Source organism: Nocardia caishijiensis NBRC 108228 (assembly GCF_001612825.1).
GTDB classification, from domain to species: domain Bacteria; phylum Actinomycetota; class Actinomycetes; order Mycobacteriales; family Mycobacteriaceae; genus Nocardia; species Nocardia caishijiensis.
Genome location: NZ_BDBE01000049.1, coordinates 35,071 through 58,418, shown reverse-complemented (window position 1 = coordinate 58,418; position 23,348 = coordinate 35,071). Strand labels below are relative to the sequence as shown.

Annotated in this window: 20 protein-coding genes and 1 pseudogene; 10 read left to right on the top strand and 11 right to left on the bottom strand. The window is 66.4% G+C overall.

All coding sequences use genetic code 11. The features are described 5' to 3' along the window. Window positions 1–22: 22 nt before the first annotated feature. The 4 genes from NC7_RS25810 to NC7_RS25795 form a co-directional block, all read right to left on the bottom strand. The gene (locus NC7_RS25810) at window positions 23–1,243 is read right to left on the bottom strand and encodes a cation:proton antiporter (RefSeq protein WP_067987759.1); all 1,221 of its coding nucleotides are present in this window, start codon (window positions 1,241–1,243) and stop codon (window positions 23–25) included. Between the two features lie 58 nt (window positions 1,244–1,301). After that, window positions 1,302–1,847, bottom strand: a complete 546-nt coding sequence (locus tag NC7_RS25805; RefSeq protein ID WP_067987757.1) for a hypothetical protein — start codon at window positions 1,845–1,847, stop codon at window positions 1,302–1,304. Continuing rightward, window positions 1,844–2,413: a TetR/AcrR family transcriptional regulator gene (locus NC7_RS25800; protein ID WP_067987755.1), complete on the bottom strand. Its 570-nt coding sequence runs from the start codon at window positions 2,411–2,413 to the stop codon at window positions 1,844–1,846. Before NC7_RS25800 ends, NC7_RS25805 begins: the two co-directional genes overlap by 4 nt. 104 nt (window positions 2,414–2,517) lie before the next feature. Beyond that, window positions 2,518–3,009 carry a pyridoxamine 5'-phosphate oxidase family protein gene (locus NC7_RS25795; RefSeq protein ID WP_067987752.1) on the bottom strand — a complete coding sequence of 164 codons (492 nt, stop codon included), beginning with the start codon at window positions 3,007–3,009 and terminating at the stop codon, window positions 2,518–2,520. 61 nt (window positions 3,010–3,070) lie between these two features. On the opposite strand from NC7_RS25795, the gene NC7_RS25790 reads away from it, so the two are divergent. The 5 genes and pseudogenes from NC7_RS25790 (at window position 3,071) to NC7_RS25770 (ending at window position 10,962) form a co-directional block, all read left to right on the top strand. Beyond that, window positions 3,071–4,042, top strand: a complete 972-nt coding sequence (locus tag NC7_RS25790; RefSeq protein ID WP_067987750.1) for a helix-turn-helix transcriptional regulator — start codon at window positions 3,071–3,073, stop codon at window positions 4,040–4,042. A 314-nt stretch (window positions 4,043–4,356) separates the two neighbouring features. Further along, window positions 4,357–4,686 carry a type VII secretion target gene (locus tag NC7_RS25785; protein WP_067987748.1) on the top strand — a complete coding sequence of 110 codons (330 nt, stop codon included), beginning with the start codon at window positions 4,357–4,359 and terminating at the stop codon, window positions 4,684–4,686. Continuing rightward, window positions 4,683–9,119 (top strand): RHS repeat-associated core domain-containing protein, encoded by a 4,437-nt coding sequence (locus tag NC7_RS25780; protein WP_067987746.1) that lies wholly within the window; start codon window positions 4,683–4,685, stop codon window positions 9,117–9,119. The genes NC7_RS25785 and NC7_RS25780 overlap by 4 nt, the downstream gene beginning before the upstream one ends. Window positions 9,120–9,122: 3 nt before the next feature. After that, window positions 9,123–9,596, top strand: a complete 474-nt coding sequence (locus NC7_RS29370) for a hypothetical protein (protein ID WP_157102180.1) — start codon at window positions 9,123–9,125, stop codon at window positions 9,594–9,596. A 201-nt stretch (window positions 9,597–9,797) separates the two neighbouring features. Next, window positions 9,798–10,962 (top strand): annotated as a pseudogene (locus NC7_RS25770) (IS3 family transposase). A 728-nt stretch (window positions 10,963–11,690) separates the two neighbouring features. Here NC7_RS25770 and NC7_RS25765 read toward each other — a convergent pair. After that, the gene (locus tag NC7_RS25765) at window positions 11,691–13,022 is read right to left on the bottom strand and encodes an FAD-dependent monooxygenase (protein WP_067987745.1); all 1,332 of its coding nucleotides are present in this window, start codon (window positions 13,020–13,022) and stop codon (window positions 11,691–11,693) included. A 129-nt stretch (window positions 13,023–13,151) separates the two neighbouring features. Between NC7_RS25765 and NC7_RS25760 the strand changes: the two genes are divergently transcribed. After that, the gene (locus NC7_RS25760; protein ID WP_067987744.1) at window positions 13,152–13,709 is read left to right on the top strand and encodes a TetR/AcrR family transcriptional regulator; all 558 of its coding nucleotides are present in this window, start codon (window positions 13,152–13,154) and stop codon (window positions 13,707–13,709) included. Between the two features lie 60 nt (window positions 13,710–13,769). Here the strand turns inward: NC7_RS25760 and NC7_RS25755 are convergent, their stop codons facing one another. Genes NC7_RS25755 through NC7_RS25740 form a run of 4 tightly spaced genes read right to left on the bottom strand, consistent with a single transcriptional unit; the run spans window position 13,770 to window position 18,759 of the window. After that, on the bottom strand, window positions 13,770–15,200 hold the full coding sequence (locus NC7_RS25755) for a GntP family permease (protein ID WP_067987742.1): 1,431 nt from the start codon (window positions 15,198–15,200) through the stop codon (window positions 13,770–13,772). 11 nt (window positions 15,201–15,211) lie between these two features. Continuing rightward, complete coding sequence (locus NC7_RS25750) at window positions 15,212–15,853, bottom strand: bifunctional 4-hydroxy-2-oxoglutarate aldolase/2-dehydro-3-deoxy-phosphogluconate aldolase (RefSeq protein ID WP_067987740.1); 642 nt, start codon at window positions 15,851–15,853, stop codon at window positions 15,212–15,214. Beyond that, window positions 15,850–17,457: an N-acyl-D-amino-acid deacylase family protein gene (locus tag NC7_RS25745; RefSeq protein WP_067987737.1), complete on the bottom strand. Its 1,608-nt coding sequence runs from the start codon at window positions 17,455–17,457 to the stop codon at window positions 15,850–15,852. Before NC7_RS25745 ends, NC7_RS25750 begins: the two co-directional genes overlap by 4 nt. Window positions 17,458–17,466: 9 nt before the next feature. After that, window positions 17,467–18,759, bottom strand: coding sequence for a type III PLP-dependent enzyme domain-containing protein (locus NC7_RS25740; protein ID WP_067987735.1), 1,293 nt, complete (start codon window positions 18,757–18,759; stop codon window positions 17,467–17,469). Window positions 18,760–18,943: 184 nt separating this feature from the next. Here NC7_RS25740 and NC7_RS25735 point away from each other — a divergent pair, with 184 nt between their 5' ends. The 4 genes from NC7_RS25735 (at window position 18,944) to NC7_RS29655 (ending at window position 21,389) form a co-directional block, all read left to right on the top strand. Beyond that, window positions 18,944–19,936, top strand: coding sequence for a sugar kinase (locus tag NC7_RS25735; protein WP_236573651.1), 993 nt, complete (start codon window positions 18,944–18,946; stop codon window positions 19,934–19,936). Continuing rightward, window positions 19,933–20,703: an IclR family transcriptional regulator gene (locus NC7_RS25730; RefSeq protein WP_067987731.1), complete on the top strand. Its 771-nt coding sequence runs from the start codon at window positions 19,933–19,935 to the stop codon at window positions 20,701–20,703. Before NC7_RS25735 ends, NC7_RS25730 begins: the two co-directional genes overlap by 4 nt. Window positions 20,704–20,706: 3 nt before the next feature. Next, complete coding sequence (locus tag NC7_RS25725) at window positions 20,707–21,114, top strand: RidA family protein (protein WP_067987729.1); 408 nt, start codon at window positions 20,707–20,709, stop codon at window positions 21,112–21,114. Window positions 21,115–21,221: 107 nt separating this feature from the next. Next, window positions 21,222–21,389 (top strand): hypothetical protein, encoded by a 168-nt coding sequence (locus NC7_RS29655; protein ID WP_167352461.1) that lies wholly within the window; start codon window positions 21,222–21,224, stop codon window positions 21,387–21,389. A 74-nt stretch (window positions 21,390–21,463) separates the two neighbouring features. Here NC7_RS29655 and NC7_RS25720 read toward each other — a convergent pair whose 3' ends face one another. Then, entirely contained in the window at window positions 21,464–22,141 is a 678-nt protein-coding gene (locus NC7_RS25720) for a response regulator (RefSeq protein ID WP_067987726.1), read from the bottom strand. Further along, window positions 22,142–23,326: a sensor histidine kinase gene (locus tag NC7_RS25715; protein WP_067987723.1), complete on the bottom strand. Its 1,185-nt coding sequence runs from the start codon at window positions 23,324–23,326 to the stop codon at window positions 22,142–22,144. Between the last annotated feature and the right edge of the window lie 22 nt (window positions 23,327–23,348).

Genomic DNA, 23,348 nt, shown 5'->3' with positions numbered 1-23,348 from the left:
GATTATGCACGAGTATGCAAGCTCATTCATGCGCGGGTGTGACCGGCTCCGCGTCGCGCGCGCCGATCAGGCGCGCGACCAGCGGAAACACCAGCACCGTCGTGGCGCCCGCGGCCACCAATATCGAGGCTACCTCGCTGCTCAGCAGTCCGGTCCTGGTCGCGACCTGCGTCACGGCGACGATGATCGGCAGGCCCGTCGCCGCGTACAGGGCCAGCTGCACGCGCTGACGGCCGGTGACCAGGTTGCGCCCGTGCGGCACGAACCGCTCACTCAGCCATACCGGCCCGCCACGCGCGATCATGATGGTGACCACGAACCAGACCCACAGCGCGGGATCCCCGGCGATGGCGGACACGTCGATGCCCATGCCGGAGACCACGAAGAACACCGGGATCAACAGGCCGTAGCCGATGGCCTCGAGCGAGGCGTCCACGTCGGGATGGCCCGCGGCGATGAGTCGTCGCAGGATCATGCCCGCGGCGAAGGCACCGAGCACCACATCGAGGTCGAATTCCTCGGCGATCACCATGAGGACCAGCAACAACAGCACGACACCACGTACCGGCAGCTGTGAGGTACCGCCGTCGAGCCGCCCCAGCGCCGCCCCGAGATCCGGCGTCCGGTCGAGCATGCGCACCGGGATCAGGCCGACGAGCAGCGCCGCGACCACGAACATCAGCACGGTGACGAGTGCCGACATGGCGTCGCGGCTGCTCAGCAGGACCGACATCGCGACGATGGGCCCGAGTTCACCGACCGCGCCGTGCGTCATCACCGCGCGACCCAGGGGCGAGTCGATGATTCCGGCCTGTTTCAGGATCGGCAGCAGGGTGCCGAGCGCGGTGGAGGTCAGCGCGATGGCCACGGCGATCCGGGTGCCCGCCGACCGCTCGGTGGCGAGGGTGACGATCCCGAACGCGAAGACCAGGCACACGAGCCAGACCAGCCAGGCCGTGTGCCCCGTCTTGCCCCGCAGCAAGGCGGGGTCCAGTTCGTAGCCCGCGAGCAGGAACAGCATTCCGAGCCCGAGCTCACTGACCAGGTCCACACCGCCCCCGGTGCCCGCCCAGCCGAGTACGTGTGGCCCGAGCACCGCGCCCGCGACGAGCAGGATCACCACGTCGGGCAGGTAGCCGCGCAGCAGTCGCGACACCACCGGAGCGGTCACCGCGATCAGCGCGATCCAGAACAGCGACACGATCGGCGTCGGCCCGTCGGCGGCGGAAGCGAGCAGCTCCATGCGGGTCATCGTGACACAGCCCGGCACCCGATCCTGGGCACCGCGCGCGGACGATCCGTCAGCTCGGCTGCGGCGAAATCCGGGCGGTGCCGGGTTGCAGGTGCGCGAGCAGGAGTTTGATCAGCAGCACCGGTCCGAACCAGAGCAGGAAGGTCGGCACGGCGAGCATCGTCGTGGTGATCGCGACGCCGAAGACGGTGGTGGCGAAAGCGGTTGGGCCGCGCAGTGAATCGGGCACCGCGATGACGACGACCGCCGCGCCGAGGACGATCCCGTAGCCGGCGGCCGCGGCCCACCAGCCGAATCCCGGAACCACCAGCGCGAGCACGAACGGTTGCCCGTGGACCGCGACGAAGGTGAGGTGGTGGCGGGCGGTGCGGCCGGGCCGGTGGAACCAGTCCTTCGCCGATGCCGTCGCGTTGACCACCGCCCCGCCGAACAGATCGAAACCGATCAGCGCGACCACCACGACCACCAGCGCGGAACCACCAGCGCGCCCGGCGAGCAGCGCGGCCAGGAGTCCGCCGATGACGGCGGACGAATAGCACAGGGCTGCTTCACTTCTCGTCGCTCCGGGAGCGATCAGCCGGTCGGTGACAGTCATCGCCGGATCCCTTCCACGCACAGCTGCACGAGGGGTTCGGCCAGGTCGTCGAGCGCGACACGGTCGTCGGCCAGCCACTGCACCAGGCATCCTTCGATCGCACCGACGATCACTGCGGCGTGCGCGTCACCGATGCCCGCCCGCAGGTGCCCCTCGGCGTCGGCCGCGCGCAGCAATGCCGCGACTGCCGACCGGTAGCCCTCGTAGACGGCGGCCATATCCACCGGTGTCCGGGCGGACCATACGTCCAGCAGCACGCGCGCGTGATCCGGATGCGCCGCCAGCATCGCCACTGTCGACCGGATCAGCTGCGCCAGCCGATCCAGCGCGGCCCCGGTCCTCGGCGCGGCGAGTTCTCGCTCCGCCCGCGCGCGGTACTCGTCGAACGCGGCCGTCAGCAACTCCTCCCGACTGCTGACCGCGAGGTAGACACTGCCTTTCGCCACCCCGGCCTCGGCGGCCACGTCCTCGATCCGCGACGCGGCGAACCCTTTCCTGGCGAACACCCGAACGGCCGCCTCCAGAATCTCGGCTCGCCGTGCGTCCACATCCACTCGCTTCGGCATGCCCTGATAATGACTGACCAGTCAGCCAAAGTCCATCCCGAGTCGGACAAGCACGCTCTGGTGACGGGGGCCTCTCGGCCGATGCCGCCACCAGAGCGTGGCGGTCAGCGCTTGGTGACGGTGCGTTCGCCTCGGCCGGGTTTCCAGATGGTGATGGTGAGGTGGTCGTCGGTGACTTCTACCGTGGAGGCACTGGTGAGGTCGGCGACGTAGAAGTGGTCGAATTTCTGGCCGCGGATGTCGAAGCCGCTGTCGTCGAAGAGTTTCTGGGCGAAGCGGGCGTGGACGGATTCGTCTCGTAGGTCGGTGACGGTGCCGAAGAGCTTGGCGTCGCCGTCGGTGACATTGGTGTCGACGGTGGCGGTGTGCAGGCAGAAGCGGGGGTCGCGGGCGAGGTCGTCGAACTTGCGGGTGTCGGGCATACCTGCCAGAACGAGCATGTCCTCGAAGATCATCGGCTCGATCGGGCTGATCCGCGGCCAACCGTCGGCGCGGAGGGTGCCGAGCATGCACAGGTTGCCGGTGGCTCGGTGCCTGCGCAGGAACAGCTCGGCGATGCGCGGCGCTTCCTCGGTGAACTGGCTCCAGGTGGTCATACGCTCACGCTACGACGCAACCTTGACATCCTGTGTCAGGGTTGCGGGCTAATCTCGGGGCATGCGGGCGAGCAGACTGGTGCAGCTGCTGCTTCTGCTCCAAGCCACCGGCGGCACGACCGCCGGGCAGCTGGCGCGGGAGCTGGAGGTGTCGGTGCGCACCGTGTACCGGGACGTCGAGGCGTTGTCAGCGGCGGGTGTCCCGGTCTACAGCGAACCCGGGCGCGGCGGTGGGGTGCGGTTGGTCGACGGGTACCGAACCCGGCTCACCGGCCTCACCTCCGAGGAGGCCGACGCGGTCCTGCTGGCCGGGTTGCCCGGCGCCGCTGCCGACCTCGGCCTGGGAACTGTACTCGCCGCCGCCCAGCTGAAGATGCTCGCCGCACTGCCACCGGAACTACGCGGCCGCGCGACCAGGATCGCCGAACGCGTCCATATCGACATGCCCGGCTGGTTCCACCGCCCCGACGACACCCCCGCCCTCGCCGCCATCGCCGACGCCGTCTGGCACGAGCGCCGCCTCGCGATCAACTACCGGCGCGGTGGTGACACGGTCGTGCGGGTGGTCGACCCGCTGGGTCTGGTCATGAAAGCAGGCACCTGGTACCTCGTCGCGCAGGTCGGTTTCGATCTGCGTACTTATCGGGCAAGCCGAATCACCACACCCGAACCAACCGGCGAACAATTCACTCGCCCAACCGATTTCGACCTCGCCGCCCATTGGAACGCAGCGGCCGACGAGTTCGGCCAGGCCATGCTGAAAGTCAGCGCCCAATGCCGCATCGACACTGCCCACCTCGCCCTCCTGCGATTGATGAACGACCCCGCAGCCGTCCGCACCGCCCTCACCTCCCTCGGCCCCACCGACCCCGACGGCTGGGCCACCATCACCATCCCCTCGGAATCCTTCGAAGTCCTGACCCACGCCCTACTCCCCCTGGCCGACCACGTCGAGGTCCTCGGCCCACCCGAATTCCGCGCCCACCTGCGGACGACTACCGAGGCAATGGCCACTCGCTACCGCACGACGTAAGTACTGACGCAACTCGGCGCACGGTCTGCACCGCACCATCGCCCCCTTAGTCGATCCCTGCTGCACTGCCCTACCCGAATGGTCGTGTCAGTTACCGACGAGAACCACTAAGACGCACCGAACACCGTTCCGATTCCATCGAATTCACCACCCCCGCCTGCCTTACCGAATCCGCTACGCTCGGCCACTGGCACTGCGTGCCGTTGGACCGACCCATCAAGGTCGGAACTGTTCGATCACGTTCGACACCGCAGGTCGCTGGCAGGGAGTGCCCGCGGACCCGAGGTGGCTTCAAGCACGAGGGGGATGTCACCATGACCAGCGCAGGCGGGGAACTCAATATCTCCCCGGACAAGATCAAGTCCCATGCCACCAACGTGACCTCCGCCGGTTCAGGCCTGACCGAAGCCCTCCAGGCAGCCCAAGCCGTGTCCGCCCCGTCGGACGCTTTCGGCAAACTCTGTGCCTTCCTCGGCCCGTTGTTCGTCGACTCGGTCGAAACCGACGGCATTGATGCCATTCAGGCCGCGATCGACGCGTTCGGTGACACGGCGTCGAATCTGACCGCGGTCGCGGATGCGTTCACTACTAAAGACGCCGCCAACGCCGCTGCGCTCAAGACTCAAGAATCCGGCCTGTCATGACCAACCCGCTGATTGCGGCCAAGGAAGACACCACCGACTGGTCCACCGGCATCAGCCTGGTCAGCTCCGTCACGGACCTTTCTGACGCCATCTCCGGAGGTTCGTGGATCGAAGTCGGCCTCGGCGTCGCCGGGTTGGCCGCCGAAGCAGTGTCGTTGGTCGTCGACCCACTCGGCACGCTGGCCGGTTATGGCGTCGGCTGGCTCATCGAACACTGCCAACCCCTTCAAGATGCCCTGGATTGGATCGCCGGTGACCCCGCCCAGATCGAGGCCTACGCCAAAACCTGGGACAACGTCGCTACCCGGATCAGTGAAGTCGCGACCGCCCAGAACAAGGCCGTCGCCATCGATGTGACCGATTGGACCGGTCAAACCGCCACCGCCTACAAGAGCGCCGCGTCGAACACCACGAACCTGCTCACCGCGGCCAACACCGCGGCCACGGCTGCGGCTTCTGCGATCCGCATGGCTGGTGGGGTAGTGGCCGCGGTCCGCGAAACCGTGCGCGACCTCGTAGCGCAAACCGTCGGTCGCCTCGCGGTCTGGGCTGCTGAAGCGTTGTTCACCTGCGGCCTGGCCACTCCGGTCGTCGCGGTCCAGGCCACTGCCTATATCGCGAAAACCGTCGCGATGATCGCCAAGCTGTTCTCGAAGCTGGCCAAAACCATGGCCAAACTGAAACCGCTTCTCAAGCAACTGAAGTCCGCGTTCGGTGACATCGCCAAGGCGTTCAAGAAGACCCCCTCGAAGTCGGGCAAGGACGCCGACACCACTACCCCGGCCAACACCAAAAAGCCCGACAGCAACGACGCCGACACCAACCCCGCCAGCACCAAACCCGACACCGATGCCCCTGCTTCGACACCTGACAACACCAAGACTCCCCGCGACCCGTCCGACACCAACTCGACTGCCCCGGCCTCGGCTCGCAACGGCGATCCCGCCAACACCCAGGACAAGGTCGGGACCTGTGGTGGTCGAGAGCCCGTCGACATGTCCACCGGCGAGTACTACGTCCCCATCGTCGACCTGGAACTACCCGGTGTGTTGCCGATCGAGTTATGGCGACGCCACCGCTCCAATTATCGGTCAGGACGCTGGCTCGGGCCCTCATGGTCGAGCTTTCTCGATCTGCGGGTCATCGCCACGCCCGAGGGATTGACGTTTGTCGGCGAAGACGGAATGCTTCTCGCCTACCCCGATCCCGAGGCCAACGCCACGGTTCTGCCGTTGTTCGGTGAACACTCCTGGCCTCTTGCCGCGACCACTGACGGTTATCAGATCCATGACCCGGTTCGCGAAATTACCTGGTACTTCACGGCATTGGACGCTGAATCCCAAGCCCTGGGTGACTTCCCGATCGCGGGAATCGTCGACCGGCACAGCAACTGGATTCGCTACCACTACGATGCCAACCGCCATCCGACCCACCTGAGTTCCTCGAGCGGCTACCAGGTTTCGTTCACGACTTCCCATGACCGGGTCACCTCGATCCGGGTCGACGGAACCAGCGCCACCACCGGCGTTGCACTGTCCACACTGATTTGCGAATTCGATTACACCGACGGCGATCTCACCACCGTCACCAACAGTTTCGGTGGCCTCACCCGCTACACCTACGACCGCGCACACCGCATGCGCACCTGGCACGACCCCGACGGCACCCATTTCACCAACACCTACGACGACCACGGTCGCATCGTCCGGCAAGTGGGCACCGACTCCATCCTCAATTCCACCTTCTCCTACGAGACACTGCCCAATCGACACACCCGCACTCACGTCACCAATTCCCTTGGTGTGCAGTGGTATTACGAGTTCGATTCCGGCAAGCGCCTCGTCGTGCAAACCGATGGCGCCGGCGCGCTCACCCGTACCGACTACGCCGAGCCGGTCTCCCGACACCCGTTCCGGATTATCGGGCCCGACCTGACCACCACCTACTATTACCGCGACGACAACGACCACATCGTCCGTGTCCACCGCCCCGACGGCTCTTCGGTGCATCTCACCTATCACGCGCGTAACCGGCCGGCCACGGTCACCGATCCTGACGGCGCTGTTCTGCGATACGGCTACGACGACGCCGGCAACCTCACCTCGATCACCGACCCGGACGGCATATCGCGGCGGTTCACCTATCACCCCAATGGATCACCGGCCACGATCATCGAATCCGACGGAAGTACAACCACTTTCGAAACCGACGCTGCCGGTCAGCCGATACGCATCGTCGATGCCAGCGGACAAATCACCTCGATCACGCGCGACCACGTCGGCCTGATCTCAACTATCACCGACGCCAACGGCGACACGACGAGCTACACCTGGACACCGAATGGTCGCCCACTGAGCCGCGTGGATCCTGATGGTCTCCAACAATCCTGGACCTACAGCAGCAACGGCGACCTACTCAGCCACACCGACCGCGCCGACCAAGTCCAGCGCTACAGCTACGGCCCCTTCGCGATGCTCGCCTCGCACACCAGGGTGGACGGGTCGACCACCAACTACACCTGGGACAGTGAGCAACAACTACTCACCGTCACTAATCCGCTCGCCCAGGTCTGGTCCTACGAATACGACCCCGCCGGACGCGTCAGCGCCGAGACCGACTACAACGGCGCCCAGATCAGCTACCTGTATGAACCGACCGGTCAAGTCGCTACCGTCACCCCGGCATCCGGGATACCCCGTCACCATTCCTACGATCGGCTCGGTCGGTTGACCGAGATCCGCGCGGAGTCGGGCGAGGCACTCACCTACGTTTACACCTCGGCCGGACATCTCAACACTGCGACCACACGCAACCTCGAGGGCGGCGGACACGTGCTGCGATACCAGCGTTCCACCGCCGGACGACTACTCGCCGCACAACTCGACGACCGTCCACCGACACAGTTCGGCTACGACCATCACGGGCGCGCGGTCACCCGCGTCACACCCACCGGGAAGACCACTCAGTGGGGGTATGGGCCGGGCAATCGCGTGAACGCGATCGTCGCCGACACCCACCACATCGGTCTCAACCACGACGCACTCGGTCGGGTCAACGGCTGGCAAGCCGGCGCTGTGAGCCACTCCAGAGTCTTCGACTCCGTCGGACACGTTACCAACAGCACACTCACCGCCACCCAGCCGCTACGTCGCGACGAATACTCCTGGCGCGCAGACGGATACATCACCACCCATACAACAACGACAGCTGGCCACCGCACTCGCACCCGGTCCTACGAACTCGACCCCATCGGCCGAATCACCGCGCTCACCACCAACGCGGCAACCCAACGATTCACCTACGACGCACTCAGCAACATCACCGACGCCACGCCCACCGACAATGACCCCGCCGACCAGACAGCCTCGCCGCAACCACTAACCGACCCATCCCGCGAATACCACCGCAACCTCCTCATCCGCCGCGGCCGCACCCGCTACCACTACGATTCCGACGGCCGCCTCACCCGCAAACACACCACCCGAATCTCCCGCAAACCCGCCATCACCCACTACCGTTACAACGCCTTCGACCAACTCACCGACGTCTTCACCCCCGACGGCCAATGGTGGCGCTATACCTACGATGCCTTCGGCCGCCGCACCACCAAACAATTACTCAGCCGTGACCACACCGTCCTCGAAATCCACGAATTCACCTGGAACAAAACTGATCTCATCGAACAAACCACGCCCACTGAAACAACATCCTGGGACTACCTCCCCGACAGCTCAACCCCGGTCGCCCAGTCCGTCCGCACTATCACCGACCACGCCTTCCACGTCATCGCCACCGACATCGCAGGCACCCCCACCGACCTGGTCAACCCCACCACAACAACCACATCCACCGCCGAAACCGGCCTCTGGGGCAAAACTATCTGGCGCGGCGACACCACCACCGTCCTCCGCTTCCCTGGCCAACAATACGACCCGGAAACCGGCCTCCACTACAACCACCACCGCTACTACGACCCCCACACCGCCCGCTATCTAACGCAAGACCCGTTGGGCTTAACGCCCGCTCCCAACCCCAACACCTACCCTCACAACCCGATAACTTGGCTGGACCCACTGGGACTCCAGTGCCTTGGCGAAGATGAGCAATATCTGTACCGAGCTGTACTTCAAGCCGAGTTGGAACAGATCCTCGATACACGACGGTTTTCAAATCCCGAGGGTATCGAATCGAAGTACTTTGCTCTAACCGAGGAGGGCGCAAGTGCATACGCTCGGGGAATGTTTGCCGCATTCCCCGAGGAAGGCCCATATACTATCGTGCGCACCATCGTTAACAGAAATGATATCCCTGAAATAAGCCGGATAGACAACCTCGCAGACGCTGGAGTTGGCGATGCGATTGCTTTGCCAACATCAGTTCTCAGCCAATTGGGGCGCCCTCGAATCCTTCCATACGGACTAACAGGAGGATAATCTTTGCTCTACATTATCGATGAACAGAATGAATCCGACCTCGCCGTTTGGCGCATTAATGCACCGAAACATTTAAACGTCGAGTTCAAGCTTCGCGCTAACCCGGAGTCCAGGGCCGAATACGATTCTATGATCATAGCAGGCATCGCCGCACATGATCGATATGGCGGTTTTCCAAATTCGCCGCACGCCCAGGTGCTATTAAACCACAGCACCGACAGTTTACCTCGAAAGATTATCGCCACACCGCCATACGGCCCAGTCTTTCAGCCGATTCCAGAGAATCGAGCGCATGAAGCGCTTATGAAAATATTCTCAGCCTGCTGGAATGCAGTCAGAGAATTCAACGGTACCCATCCGAACTCTCAAATATACTCCATCTACATCAACGTGGCTGCGCTTCTCCTGGGAAAAGTTCCGAAGGAGACAATCTGCAAGGCATTCTTTGGCTCGATCGAACGGAACCTTACCGATTAAGGCGCTACTGTCAGTATTCATCGACCAGTGGGCCCACAGATCCGTAGCGCCATCTCCATGCACTGTCCGACGGCCGAGTTGATTGGAAGCTACCAAACCACATCTCAGGGAAAGATAATCTCGGAAGAATGGCGGGGCTGCTGCAGGGGTAGGTGACAACCGAGATGGCTTGCCAAGACGTGAGCCTGAGAGGATGTCGCAGTGCCCAAGCCGTATCCGAAAGAGTTCCGCGACGACGTCGTGCGGGTCGCCCGCAACCGAGACGACGGAGTGACCCTGGAGCAGGTCGCGGCCGATTTCGGGGTCCATCCGATGACATTGTCGAAATGGATGCGCCAAGCCGAGATCGACGACGGGAACAAACCCGGGACCACTCGCAGTGAGTCGGTCGAGCTGCGGGATGCTCGCCGCCGGATCCGGTTGCTCGAGCAGGAGAACGAGGTCCTGCGCCGCGCGGCCGCCTATCTGTCGCAGGCTCAGATCCCGGGAAAAGGCTCTACCCGCTCGTGAAAGAGCTTGCCGCCGAAGGAATCCCTGTGGCGGTGACGTGCCGGGTGCTGCAGCTCGCTCGCCAGCCCTACTATCGATGGCTGGCCGATCCGGTGACCACTGGCGACGTCGCCGAGGCGTATCGGGCCAACGCGTTGTTCGACGCGCATCGCGACGACCCTGAATTCGGCTACCGGTTTCTCGCCGACGAAGCCCGCGAAGCAGGTGAATCGATGAGTGCGCGGACCGCCTGGAGAATATGTTCGACGAATCGGTGGTGGAGCGCGTTCGGCAAGCCGCGGCGCGGCAAGAACGGCAAACCGGGGCCGCCCGTCCATGACGACCTGGTACAGCGCAGATTCCGCAGCGACGCACCAAATCAGTTGTGGCTCAGTGACATCACCGAACATCAGACCGACGAAGGCAAGCTGTATTTGTGCGCGGTCAAAGACGTCTTCTCCAACCGGATCATCGGGTACTCGATCGATACGCGGATGAAGTCTCGACTGGCGGTGACCGCGGTGAACAATGCTGTTGCCCGGCGCGGTGACGTGTCCGGTTGCGTGATCCACACCGACCGTGGATCTCAATTTCGCTCGCGGAGATTCGTCCACGCGCTCAACCGTCATCGCATGGTCGGATCGATGGGTCGTGTCGGTGCGGCCGGTGACAACGCCGCCATGGAGAGCTTCTTCAGCCTGCTGCAACGCAACGTCTTGGACCGACAGCGTTGGGACACCGCGAGCAGCTCCGGATCGCGATCGTCACCTGGATCGAGCGCACCTACCACCGCCGGCGTCGACAGGCTCGCCTCGGCCGGTTGACCCCGATCGAATTTGAAACCATCATGGCCCCAGCAGTCCGCCAGGCTGCTTAACCGCTGTCACCCGATCCTGCAGCAGCCCCGGCAACCAGTTCTGACTTGGGCGATTCTAACGTTGTAATTGTCGAATGGTTTATTGAATCCCCAAAGTCTCTCCGGCTCGAGTTATTAGCTGCGCTCGACAATATCTCGACTCTCGCGAAACTAGCCATGAGGTTCAGCGCTCAGAATCTCCACGTCATCGACAGCTCGGAGAGATAGAATCCAGTGCATGGTATCGGGTGGGCGATCAAGTTTCGCGAAAGAACTGTTGATATCGATATTTTCAATGACAGTCGGATTAAGTTTTTCGATGGTCGGCGGATATCGAATCGATTTTCGATATCAACAGAATTCGACGATCTACCGATTATCTAAGAAGTCCTGGCAGCATTACACGCAAAGGTAGTCATGGGAGAGCTTCGGGAAATGCGCCCAGTATGGTTAACCGCGACAACTGCCGGAGTTGTGCGTCTCGGGTAGATGCAGTGCATTTGTCCTTGACTCGTTGGTGGCGAGCACGCGCAGTATCCTGGTGAATCGGCTGGGCGGTAGCAGAAACCATTATCGGTCACGATCCCACGAGGAAGACGTGCCATGAACACCAAAGAACGCTCGTGCCCGGTTCATGAATCCTTGAGCTGCCACGGATTTCTCGTTGTCCGAGAACTCGGCGTAGATCAGCCGTGGGATCCGTCGACCGCGGAATGCAGATAGATGTAGTCGCGTCCCGTCTGCCGTGGTCACGGTTCCCATTCCAGAACCTTTTCCAGTGAACGGAACTGGGCGCCGGGTGGAGTCAGGCGGAGAGCCGTATTGCGTAGGGCGACCATCGGTCGGGTGGAGAGTTGGCCGACGGCGCCGATGGTTGCTGAGCGGCGGGTGATCATTTGGGTGCGAGGGCGACGTTCGGTGTTGTATCGGGCGAGACCATTGGGTGTACCCGCCAGGCGAGAGAGAACGACGGCGTCCTCGAGGGCTTGGCAACCGCCCTGGCCCAGGTTGGGGGTCATCGCGTGGGCGGCGTCGCCGAGTAGGGCGATGCGGCCTGCGGTGTAGGTGGGTAGGGGTGGGAGTTCGTAGATGTCGTTGTGGAGGACCGTGTTCGGGTCGGCGGCGGCGAGTAGGGCTGGAATGGGGTGGTGCCAGGTGGTGAAGCGGGCGCGCACGTCGGCGAAAGTGCCGGTGGTGCCTTCTTCGGCGTTGTAGACCGCGAAACAATAGACACGGCCGTCAGGAAGTGGGGCCATGCCGAAACGGGCTCCGCGGCCCCATGTTTCGCCGAAGTCTGTCAGAGGCTCGGCGAGGTCGACGACCGCTCGCCATGCCGTGTAACCCGCGTAGCGCGGAGCAACCTCCCCGCAGACGGCTTGGCGAACGACGCTGCGGATTCCGTCCGCGCCGACGACCAGATCTGCGGCGAATTCGACCCGCTTCGTCCGCCCGGCCTGCTCTCCCCCACCCTCGGCGCGCGCTTCCCCCGTCCGGCCCGCCTGCTCTGCCTCACCCTCCGCTCGTACCTCAGGCCGTTCCGTCCGCCCTACACGCTCTACCCTGCCCTCAGCATGTGCCTCGGGCCGCCCCGCACCGCCCTCTCGTTCCAGCCGAACACCATCCACGTCCGGCCCGAGCCCACTCCCGGCGACCTCCCCATCCCGCACCGATCGGACAGCGGTGACCACCCCGTCCACAGCGACGCTCTCCACCGAAACTCCGGTCTCCACAACTCCTTCCGGCAGAGCAGCGCGGAGGATATCCAGCAGCGCCGCGCGATGGATCACCACCGGAGCTCCGAATCGGCGCCGCATCGTGTCCACATCCGTGCGCGACAACCAACGCCCACGATCATCACGGATACCGGCCGAGACGTCAGCCAACCCCTGCGCCCGCACCACATCACCGATGCCGAGCGCATCCAGCGCTCGAAGCGCATTGGGCCACAGCGAGATTCCCGCTCCCACCTCGGCGTACTCCGCCGCCCGCTCGAGCACCCGCACCGACCAGCCTCGCCGGATCAGCCCGAGGGCAACCGCCGTTCCCCCGATCCCACCGCCGACAACAATCGCTGTAGCCATTCCGAACCCTTCGTGTCGGTTGACGCACCATCAGCAAGCTTCTGCGCGCTGCCGAAGGCCACCGTACTACTCCTGTAGTGAAAGACACTACAGGTGTAGTCATCGTCACTACGCCCGTAGTATCGACACGTGGCAACGAAACGCGAACAGGTCCTCGACGCCGCCATCGAGGTATTGGGCACCGGCGGCTCACGCGCCCTCACCCACCGTGCGGTCGACCAAGCCGCCGACCTCCCCGCCGGTTCCACCTCGAACTACTTCCGCACCAGGGAAGCCCTCCTGTGCGGCGTGGCCGAACGCCTCGAGCAGCGCGATCACGCCGACTGGACCGCGATGCACCGCAGGCTCGGCCCGCTCACCCTCGACCACCTCGTCGACGCCCTCGCCCGATTCATCACCCACGCGAGCACCACCGATCCCACCCGCACCCAGGCCCGCCTCGCCCTCTTCGGCGAATCCCAAGCCATGCCCGCCGTAGCCGAATCGCTACAGCGCGGCCACGGCCGACTACGCGAGCAGGCGATCGAACTCGCCGCCCAGGTAGGCATCGGTCACACAGACGCCGCAATCCTCGTCGACTACATGGACGGCGCGGTCATCCACCGTCTCACCGGCGCGGACCACGGTAAAGATCCACGCGAGGCTCTCGAACGGCTGGCGCGCGCGCTCCCCGGCAACCGAAGCTGACCGACCCCGAAACAGCGAAACCGGGCTGCCCGCACAGAACAGCCCGGTTCGCCCGCACAACTAGACGATCGAGAACAGCAGCGCCGCGACCGCGAAACTCACCACCGACAGCACGGTTTCGAGCACCGTCCAGGTCTGCAGTGTCTGCTTCACCGTCATGTTGAAGTACTTCGCGATGATCCAGAATCCGCCGTCGTTGACGTGGCTGAGGATGATCGAGCCCGCGGCGATCGCCATGGCGATCAGCGCGATCGACATCTGCGAGTAGTTCTGCTCGGCGACCAGCGGGGCGACGATGCCGCCGGTGGTGACGATGGCGACGGTGGCCGACCCCTGGGCGATGCGCAGGCCGCAGCTGATGAGGTAGGCGAGCACGATGATCGGCAGACCGGCCGCCGACATCGTGTCGGCCAGGGCCGTGCCGATACCGGTGGCCGAGATGACCTTGCCGAAGAACGCGCCCGCGCCGACGACGAGCAGCACCATGCCGACCGGCTTGAGCGATTCGGCGGTGATGACGCTGAGTTCCTGCACAGTGGAACCGCGCCGGATACCGAGCAGGTAGAACGCCACGAGCACCGTGATGAGCAGTGCCACGGCGGGGGTGCCGAAGAAGGTGAGCACCTGCAGCAGCGCCGAGTCCTCTTCCAGCAGTTGATATCCGAAGGTGGCGCCGAGGATCAGCACGAGCGGGATGGCGATGATGGCGCCGATGAGGGTCACCGAGGGCGGCGACTTGGTGACGACACCGGTGGCGACGGTGCCGCCTTCCTCCTCGTCGGTGTCGGGTTCGAGCGGCACGAATTCCTCGGGCACCGAGACGTCGACCCGCTTACCGATGTAGGTGCCCCACAGAATGCCGGAGGCGATGAAACCCGGTATGCCGCAGACGAATCCCATCAGGATCAGCCAACCCAGACTCACTCCGAGCAGTCCGCCGAGCGCGACCGGACCCGGGTGCGGCGGCAGGAACGCGTGGGTCATGGACAGACCGGCCAGCATCGGCATGGCGTAGAGCACCAGCGAACGTCCACCGCGTTTGGCCGCGACATAGATCAGGGGCGCGAGGACGAAGATGCCGATGTCGAAGAACACCGGGATACCGAAGACGAGCCCGAGGATGCCCATCGCGACGGGCGCGCCCTTCTCCCCGAAGATCCGCAACAGCTTGTCGGTGAGAACGTCGGCGCCACCGGATCTTTCGAGGACCGCACCGAGGACGGTACCGAGCCCGATGATGACCGCGATGTGCCCGAGGATATTGCCGAAGCCGGTCTCTAGCAGTGACTCACCGGCCTTGAGCGGAGTGCCGACGATCTGGGACACCGGCAGCCCGGCGGCCAGCGCCAACAGCAGACCGGTGAGCAGCAGCGCGACGAACGGCTCCAGTTTCATCTTGATGATGGCGACGAGCAGTACCGCTATCGCGAGACCGCACAGCACCAGCAACCCGGGGGTGGTGGTGCGCAACCAGTCGACTGTGGCGCCCATGGACAAACCTCTCAATCCAGCGAATGAACGAAACGTGCGGCCCGCGAGCCGATCTCGGACCAGCGCGAACCCGCGACGTCCAGGGGGGCGACCACCTCGGTGCCCGCGGTGACGGCGACGGCGCCCGCCCGCAGGTATTCCCGCGCGTTGTGCGCGTTGACGCCGCCGGAGGGGATCAGGAACACATGGGGGAACGGACCGAGCAGGTCTTTGAAGTAGGCCGGACCGAGCGAGCGGGCGGGGAAGATCTTCACCGCCGCCGCGCCCATCTCGACCGCGGCCAACACCTCGGTGGGGGTGTAAGCGCCCATGATGACCGGGATCTGGTGCGCCACGGCTACTTCCGCGACCTCGGGGCGCAGCGCGGGGGTCACCAGGAACCGCGCGCCGACGTCGACGGCCGCCGCCGCCTGGTCGCGGGTGGTGACGGTGCCGACACCGATCACCGCGTCGGCGGCCCGGCGAGCCTTGCCGATCGCGTCGAGCACACCGAGGGTGGTGAAGGTGAATTCGACGGCCCGCAAACCCGCCCCGGCCAGCGTCTCGGCCAGGGCGACCGGGTCGGGGATGGCGGGGGCCCGGACGACGGTGAGGGCTCGGTCGGCCCGGATCACCTCCATCGCCTCCGACGACGAGCTCAGCAACGGATTCATCGGGTCTCCTCTCGCGTGGTGTCCCTGCGCAGGGCACGACCGGCGCGGATCCCGGTCGCGATGCCGTTTTCCACGGCGAATTCGCCGTTGACCAGCACGTGCTGGATACCGCGCGCCTGCTGTCGCGGATGCTCGAAGGTGGCCGTGTCGTGGACCGTCGCCGGATCGAACACCACCAGGTCGGCGGCGAATCCGGGCCGGATCAGACCGCGATCGGCCAGCCGGAGCCGGGCGGCGGGACGGCCGGTGAGGTGGTGCACGCAGTCCTCCAGACCGAGCACGCCGAGCTCACGGACATAGCGCGACAGATAGCGCGGGAAGGTGCCCCACGCGCGCGGGTGCGGTCGGGCGCCGACCAGCAGGCCGTCGCTGCCGCCCATGTGCCCCGGGTCGACCATGATCGCGCGCACGTTCTCCTCGTGGCCGACGTGCTGCAGGATCGTGGTGGCCAGCTGGTCGCGGGTGAGCAGTTCGAAGAACACCTCGACGGGCGCGGTGCCGCGGTCGGCGGCGATCTCGGCGACGGTGCGCCCGACGTGCCCGGCGAGTTCGTCGGCACCGACACCGCTGATCTGGATGGTCTCCCATTCGACGGTCACCCCGTGACACCCGTCGGACCCGTGCACGTCGACGTCGGCGGTGATCCGGGCGCGCGCGGCCGGATCGTCGAGCCGGGCCAGCGCCGCGTCGGGGCCGCCCGACATCGCCCAGCTGGGCAGCAGGGCCGACAGGGTGGTCGAGCCGGGCAGATACGGATAGGTGTCGAGGGTGATGTCGCAGCCGTCGGCCCTGGCCTGGGCGATCATCGCCAGCAATTCCGGTGCGCGCCCTCGGTTCACGCCGAAGTTCATGGTGGCGTGGGTCAGGTGCAGGGCGCAGCCGGTGGCTTTCGCCAAGCCGATCATCTCGGCGTAGGCCTCGAGCGCGCCCGCGCCGTAGGAGCGGGTGTGCGGGGCGTAGAAGCCGCCGTAGGCGGCGACGACGGCGCACAGGGCGGCGAGTTCGCCGGTGTCGGCGTACATTCCGGGCGTATAGGTGAGACCGCTCGACATTCCGACCGCGCCCTCGTCGAGTCCCCGCGCGAGCAACGCGCACATCCGGTCGATCTCGGCGGTGGTCGCCGCCCGCTGCTCGGCGCCGACGACGAGCAGGCGCAGCGTGCCCTGCGGTACGAGATAGGCGGCGTTCGGGGTGATGCCCTGGTCGAGCCGGTCCAGGTACTCACCGACGGTGCGCCAGGAGAAGTCGAAGTCGGTGGGGTTGCCGTTCCAGCCCGCGATCTGCTTGCGCACCAACGCGAGTGCGGCGTCGTCGATCGGTGCGTAGGACAGCCCGTCCTGGCCGATCACCTCGGTGGTGACGCCCTGGGTGATCTTCGGGATGTGCTCGGGGTGGGTGAGCAGATACAGATCCGAATGGGCGTGCATGTCGACGAAGCCCGGCGCGAGCACCGAACCCGGCTGGACACCGACCACCGGGGCGTCGGTCCGGATCGACTCGGCGATCTCGGTGATGCGGCCGTCGCGGACGAGGACGTCGCCACGGGTGCGTGGTCCGCCGGTGCCGTCGACGATGTCGATGTCGCGAAAGAGCAAGGAAGTCATGGTCGTCCGTCAGAAGTAGGTGCGGATGAGGTCGACCACACGCGGATGCGCCGTCCCCGCGGAGTCGATCACGGGAATGAGCCGCCACTTGTCGAAGGCGGTGCACGGGTGCGAAAGGCCGAGCCGCACAACACTGCCGACCGGGAGGTCGGCGAGCGTGGCCCCCGGGAGACGCAGGAAGGTGTGCTGGTCGTTGAGTGCGCTCACGTGCGCGCCCGGCGGGAGCGGCGCGCCGCCGACAACGAGCTGGGGCGTCGGGAGGCCTTCGTCGTAGGGGAAGTCGCGTTTGCCGCCGTCGAGCAGGGCCAGTTCGGGTTCGGGGCGGGAGACGACACGGGCCCAGCCGTGCATCGCCGAGCGCAGACCCGGGTCGGTGACGGGGGCGGTGAGCGGCGAGATGCCCGCGTAGAAGCCGTCGTCGTGCACGAGGTACGCGCCGCTGCGCAGCACCACGGTTGTCGAGCCCGGCAGACCTCGTCGGTCCGAGGCAAGGCCCGCCAGTTCGTCGACGACCAGTTCCGGATACGCGCTGCCACCCGCCGAGACGATGGCGGGTCCGGAGTACAGGCCGCCGAGTTCGGCGTGCAGGGCGGCGAGCTCGCGCAGGTAGCCGCGCACCGCGGCCAGCGCCTCGGGGGTGCGATCGTGGGCGAGCGCGCCTTCGTACCCGCCGACGCCCGCGAGTGTGAGACGTTCACCGGCGACCAGGGCTCGCGCCACCGCGAGCGCCTCGTCTCGGGTCCGCGCACCGGTACGACCGTGCGCGCCACCCAGTTCGACCAGCACCCGAACCGGCGGGCCGGGCGGGGTGTCGCGCAGGATCTTGTCCATCAGCTCCACGGTGGCGACGCTGTCGGCCCAGCAGTAGAACTCGAAGTTCTCGTCGCGGGCGGATTCCCCGGCCACCCAGGCCAGCCCGATGGGGTCGACCAGGGCGTTGGCGAGCAGGATCCGGCCCACGCCGAAGGAGCGGGCGAGCTGCGCCTGCCAGGCGGTGGCCAGGGTGATTCCCCAGGCGCCCGCACGGAGTTGTTCGCGCCACAGTTGCGGCGCCATCGTGGTCTTGCCGTGCGGGGCGAGTTCGACACCGCCCGCGGTGGTCCAGTCGGCCATGAGCGCGCGGTTGGCGTCGAGGGCCGCGCGGTCGAGGGTGAGCAGCGGCGTCTGCCACTGCGTGAGTTCCGTTGTCCCCGTCAGATATTCGCGTACCGAATGCCCCCACACGGCGGGCGGGGCGCTCTTGACGTGCGGGCCGAGCACCTCGTCGGCCAGCGCGTCTACGACGGCGTTGTCGATGGTCACAGCATCCCTTTCCCGGCGGGCCCCCAGCCCGATCAACCATATGTCTTTGCTATTGCATAATGCGCAACGCAAGTTGCACTGAATGTTTCTGCTCGTTATTGTGCATGCAGACAGCTGTGACCGCAACCACGAAAGGCCCGATAAGGTGATCCACGCAACAACGGAACAGCCAAGAGCGGTCACCGTGGGCGAGGGGTTGGCGGTCCTCGTCGCCGAGCCGGGACCGCTGGAACGTTCGGGAACATTCGAGCGGTCGGCCGGTGGCGCCGAGGCGAATGTGGCCGTGGTGCTCGCGCAACTCGGTGTGTCCGCCGCGTGGCTGTCGCGGGTCGGTGACGACGGATTCGGCCGCTACCTGGTGGCCGAATTAGCCCGGGCAGGAGTGGATGTCGGCGCTGTGGCGGTCGACCCGACGCGCCCGACCGGCATCTACATCAAAGAGCGCGGCGGCGGCTCCGGCACGCCACACGACCTCCCCTCTAGCGAGAGCCGCATGCACTACTACCGGTCCGGATCGGCCGCCAGCGCCCTCGCACCCGCCGACCTCGTCGCGCCGCCGCTCGTGCGGGCCGATCTCGTGCACTTCACCGGTATCACCCCCGCGCTCTCCGAGTCGGCGTGCGCGCTCACCCGTAGCCTGCTCGACCGTCCACGGCACGGGTCGACGATCAGCTTCGACTTGAACTACCGCCCCGCGGTGTGGGGTGCACGCATCGGCGCGGCCGCCGACGAGCTCGCCGCACACGTGCGCGGCGCCGATGTGGTGCTGCTGGGCGCCGACGAGGCCACCGAGATCTTCGGCACGGGCGACCCGGGCGCCCTGCGTGCCCTGTTTCCCGAACCCGCGCAGCTCATCGTCAAGAACGACAAGCACACCGCGATCGGTTTCGACGGCGAGCAGGTGGTGGAGGTGCCCGCCCTGGATCTCACCGTCACCGAACGCATCGGCGCGGGTGACGCATTCGCGGGCGGCTACCTCGCGGCGCTGCTGCACGGCGCCGACCTGCGCACCCGCCTGCGCTACGGGCACCTGTGCGCGGCCGCCGCCCTCACCGCGTCCGGCGATGCGGCGAAACTCCCTCCACCACAAGAACTCCGGCATCTCGCCGGGCTCCCGGACGCCGTCTGGACGGGGCTCACCTATCCACCGTCGGCAGATGGGACGATCGGGCCATGAGTCAAAGCGTGTCGCGAGCCCTGTCCATCCTCATCGCGCTCGGCGAGGCTTCCCAGTCCCTCGACGAACTGGCGGGGCGGCTCGGGGTGCACAAGTCGACCGTGCTGCGACTGCTGCAGACGATGCAGGCCGAACGATTCGTGGTCCGCGACGCCGCGCACCGCTACTCCCTCGGCAGTCGCATGTTCGAATTGGCAAGCCACGCACTGGAGAACCGCGACGTGCGCACGGTCGCCAGGCCACACCTGAGCGCCCTCGGCACGACCACCGGGCAGACGGTGCACCTGGCCGCCTACGAGTCCGGTGACGCCGTCTACATCGACAAGGTCGACGCCGAACAGTCGGTGCGGATGTACTCACGCATCGGCAGGCCGGCTCCCCTGCACTGCACGGCCGTCGGCAAGGTTCTCGTCGCGGCGCTCCCACGCACCGAATGGCGCACGGTGGCAGCGCGTCTGGACTACCACCCGTTCACCCCGCGCACCCTGCGCACCCCCGAACGCTACCTGGCCGAGCTGGAACGGGTTGCCGCACAGGGCTTCGCCGAGGACCACGAGGAGCACGAGAGTTTCGTCAACTGCATCGGGGTGCCCGTGCGTGACGGTATCGGCGAGGTGGTCGCCGCCGTCTCGGTCTCGGTACCCGATGTGCTGCTCGACCACGACCAGGTGCTCGCCCTGCTCCCCCAGGTGCGGGCGTGCGCCGACGCCATCTCCACCGAACTCGGCTGGGACCCCCGCCGAGCCGTCCCCGCGAGGAAAGGCTGAACCATGTCCGACAAGATCGCCGTGCGTACCTCCGAGGCTCCCGCCCCCGCCCACACCTTCTCCCAGGGCGTGCGCAAAGGCCCGTTCATCCAGGTCTCCGGACAGGGCCCGGTCGACCCGGAGACCAGCGAATACCTGCACCCGGGCGACGTGGCCGCGCAGACCACCCGCACCCTGATGAACGTGAAGGCCATCATCGACGCCTCCGGTGCCACCTTCGACGACGTGGTGATGCTGCGGGTGTACCTCACCAAGCGGGAGGACTTCGCGATCATGAACGAGGCCTACGGCGAGTTCGTCACCGAGCACACCACCGACGGCGTGCTGCCCTCGCGCACCACCGTGTTCACCGGTCTGCCGCGCGCGGAGATGCTCGTGGAGATCGACGCCGTGGCGATCGTGACCGATTGAGCCACCGCGATTCCCACGATGCGAAGGACACCGCGGCGGGGCTCGTGTTGAGATGGGGCGGGCCCCGCCTGGGACCTGTTCCACCCGTTCTACCCGAGGATCAGCCTATGTTCGTCAAGACCGCCCGTCCGCTCGCCGTCGCCGCGCTCGCCCTGTTCGTCACCGCCACCGGTGCGGGCACCGCCTCGGCCGCCGCCGCGCAGCCCGTCGTCGGCTCGGTGGCGATCTGCACCGGCATCCCGGTCGGACCGTTCACCGTCACCGTCTGCCTGTAACCAGGGCGCGCGTCGACGTTCGCCCGATGGGGTGGCACCGTACAGCGGTGCCACCCCATCGGTGTTCGGCGGGTTCATTGTTCCGCGTCGCGGACCAGGAGTGCGATCTGTACTCGATTGGCGGCGCCCAGCTTGGTGAACAGGTTGCCGGTGTGCGCCTTCACGGTGGCGACGGTCACCTGTAATCGTGCGGCGATCTCCGGATTGCCCAGCCCGTCGGCGATAGCTCGCGCGGTGTCGAGTTCGCGTTCCGACAGAGCAGCCAGTCGTTTGCGCGCGGCATCGCGGGTGGCGCCGCGGGCCTCGCTGGAACCCGGCCCGGTGGCCGCGGCGATCACCCGCGCCGTGACCGTGGGAGACAGCACGGGATGCCCGGCCGCGACCGAGCGCACCGCATCGGCGATCCGGGCGGGTGGGGTGTCCTTGAGGACGAAGCCGAGTGCCCCGGCGCGCAGCGCGCCGAGGACCAGTTCGTCGGAATCGAAGGTGGTCAGCATGAGCACCGCGGGCGGCGCCGGTGCGGCGCTGAGGCATCGGGTGGTGTCGATGCCGTCGCGGCCGGGCATCCGCACATCCATCAGCACGACGTCCGGCCGTAGTTCGTCCACCACCGCGAGCGCGGTGTCCCCGTCGGCGGCCTCGGCGACGACGGCCAGATCCGGTTCGCCGTCGATGACCAGGCGCAGCGCCATCCGCACCAACTGGTCGTCGTCGACGATGACGACACGCACCACCTCTCGATCACTGTGCACTCATGCTCTTTTCTCGGGATCGTGCTCCGGCCAGGGAAGTCGCGCGGTGAGCAGGTAGCCGTTGTCGCGGGTGCGATGGTGGTCGAGTGTGCCGCCCGCGAGGGTGATCCGCTCGGCGAGGCCGAGGAGACCGAAGCCGGATGCCGGTGGTCGGGCGAGGGTGGTCGCGGCCGCGGAATTGCGGACGCTGACCCGCAATTCGCCGCCGGGCGTCCCGTCCACGGTGATCTGGACCGGTGCGGCCGGTGCGTGTTTCGTGGCGTTGGTCAGCCCTTCCTGAACCACCCGGTAACCGGTCCGTCCCACGGTCTCTGGTGGGGTGGCGGTCACCGTGGAGGCGAGCGTGACAGCCAGGCCGGAGGACCGGGCATCGGCGACCAGGTCCGGGACCCGGTCGAGGGTGGGTTGCGGTGGTTCCGGACGGTCGGGGTCGGCGCGCAGAACGCCGAGGACGTCGCGGAGTTCTTCCAACGCTTGGCGGGAACCGTCGGCGATCCCGCGGACCAGGGTTCGCTTCTCCTCGACCGAGAGGTCGTCGCGGTGATCCAGCACGCCCGCCTGCATGGCGACCAGCGAGATCCGGTGCGCGAGCACATCGTGCATCTCGCGGGCGATCCGATTGCGTTCCTGGGCCCTGGCCTGGGCCGCACGGGCGCCCTGTTCGCGTTCCGCGCTGTCGGCGCGTTCCCGCAGCGATCGCACCTCCGCGCGGCGGGCATCGATGGCCACGCCGGTGGCCACGGCGATCCCCGCGCTCGACATCGTCAGCGCGAGTTGCAACCAGAGCGGGGCGGGCGGGGTATCGATCGGGTAGAGGCCCGAGGTCGACTGCGCCGCCGCCACATACGCGGCGACCACAACGGCGATTTCGACCGGTCGTCGGCGGGTGGACAACGAACACAGTGCCAGCAGCGCGGCACCGGTGGCGAGTGCCGACGCGGCCGAGGCGATACCGACCACCAGGGCGACGGTGAACGGGAACCGGCGCCGCCACGGCAGTACCGTCACGCAACCGAGTGCGATCAGCGGATCGCCGGTGACCAGCCAGGAACAGGTGTCGGCCGTGCAACTCGGGGGCAGCGCGGCAGCGACGGTGAACCAGGCGGCGATGCCGATCAGCGCGGCTGCCGTCAGCCGCCAGATCTGCTGCCGTGCTCCGAGTCGTGCCGCGTCGCCGGTGTCCACCCGGCCATTATCGCGACACCGA

Bases quoted from the DNA above. Each gene is read 5' to 3' on its own strand.
- NC7_RS25810 (WP_067987759.1), bottom strand. From the start codon at position 1,243: ATGGAGCTGCTCGCTTCCGCCGCCGACGGGCCGACGCCGATCGTGTCG.
- NC7_RS25805 (WP_067987757.1), bottom strand. From the start codon at position 1,847: ATGACTGTCACCGACCGGCTGATCGCTCCCGGAGCGACGAGAAGTGAA.
- NC7_RS25800 (WP_067987755.1), bottom strand. From the start codon at position 2,413: ATGCCGAAGCGAGTGGATGTGGACGCACGGCGAGCCGAGATTCTGGAG.
- NC7_RS25795 (WP_067987752.1), bottom strand. From the start codon at position 3,009: ATGACCACCTGGAGCCAGTTCACCGAGGAAGCGCCGCGCATCGCCGAG.
- NC7_RS25790 (WP_067987750.1), top strand. From the start codon at position 3,071: ATGCGGGCGAGCAGACTGGTGCAGCTGCTGCTTCTGCTCCAAGCCACC.
- NC7_RS25785 (WP_067987748.1), top strand. From the start codon at position 4,357: ATGACCAGCGCAGGCGGGGAACTCAATATCTCCCCGGACAAGATCAAG.
- NC7_RS25780 (WP_067987746.1), top strand. From the start codon at position 4,683: ATGACCAACCCGCTGATTGCGGCCAAGGAAGACACCACCGACTGGTCC.
- NC7_RS25765 (WP_067987745.1), bottom strand. From the start codon at position 13,022: ATGGCTACAGCGATTGTTGTCGGCGGTGGGATCGGGGGAACGGCGGTT.
- NC7_RS25755 (WP_067987742.1), bottom strand. From the start codon at position 15,200: ATGGGCGCCACAGTCGACTGGTTGCGCACCACCACCCCCGGGTTGCTG.
- NC7_RS25750 (WP_067987740.1), bottom strand. From the start codon at position 15,853: ATGAATCCGTTGCTGAGCTCGTCGTCGGAGGCGATGGAGGTGATCCGG.
- NC7_RS25745 (WP_067987737.1), bottom strand. From the start codon at position 17,457: ATGACTTCCTTGCTCTTTCGCGACATCGACATCGTCGACGGCACCGGC.
- NC7_RS25730 (WP_067987731.1), top strand. From the start codon at position 19,933: ATGAGTCAAAGCGTGTCGCGAGCCCTGTCCATCCTCATCGCGCTCGGC.
- NC7_RS25725 (WP_067987729.1), top strand. From the start codon at position 20,707: ATGTCCGACAAGATCGCCGTGCGTACCTCCGAGGCTCCCGCCCCCGCC.
- NC7_RS29655 (WP_167352461.1), top strand. From the start codon at position 21,222: ATGTTCGTCAAGACCGCCCGTCCGCTCGCCGTCGCCGCGCTCGCCCTG.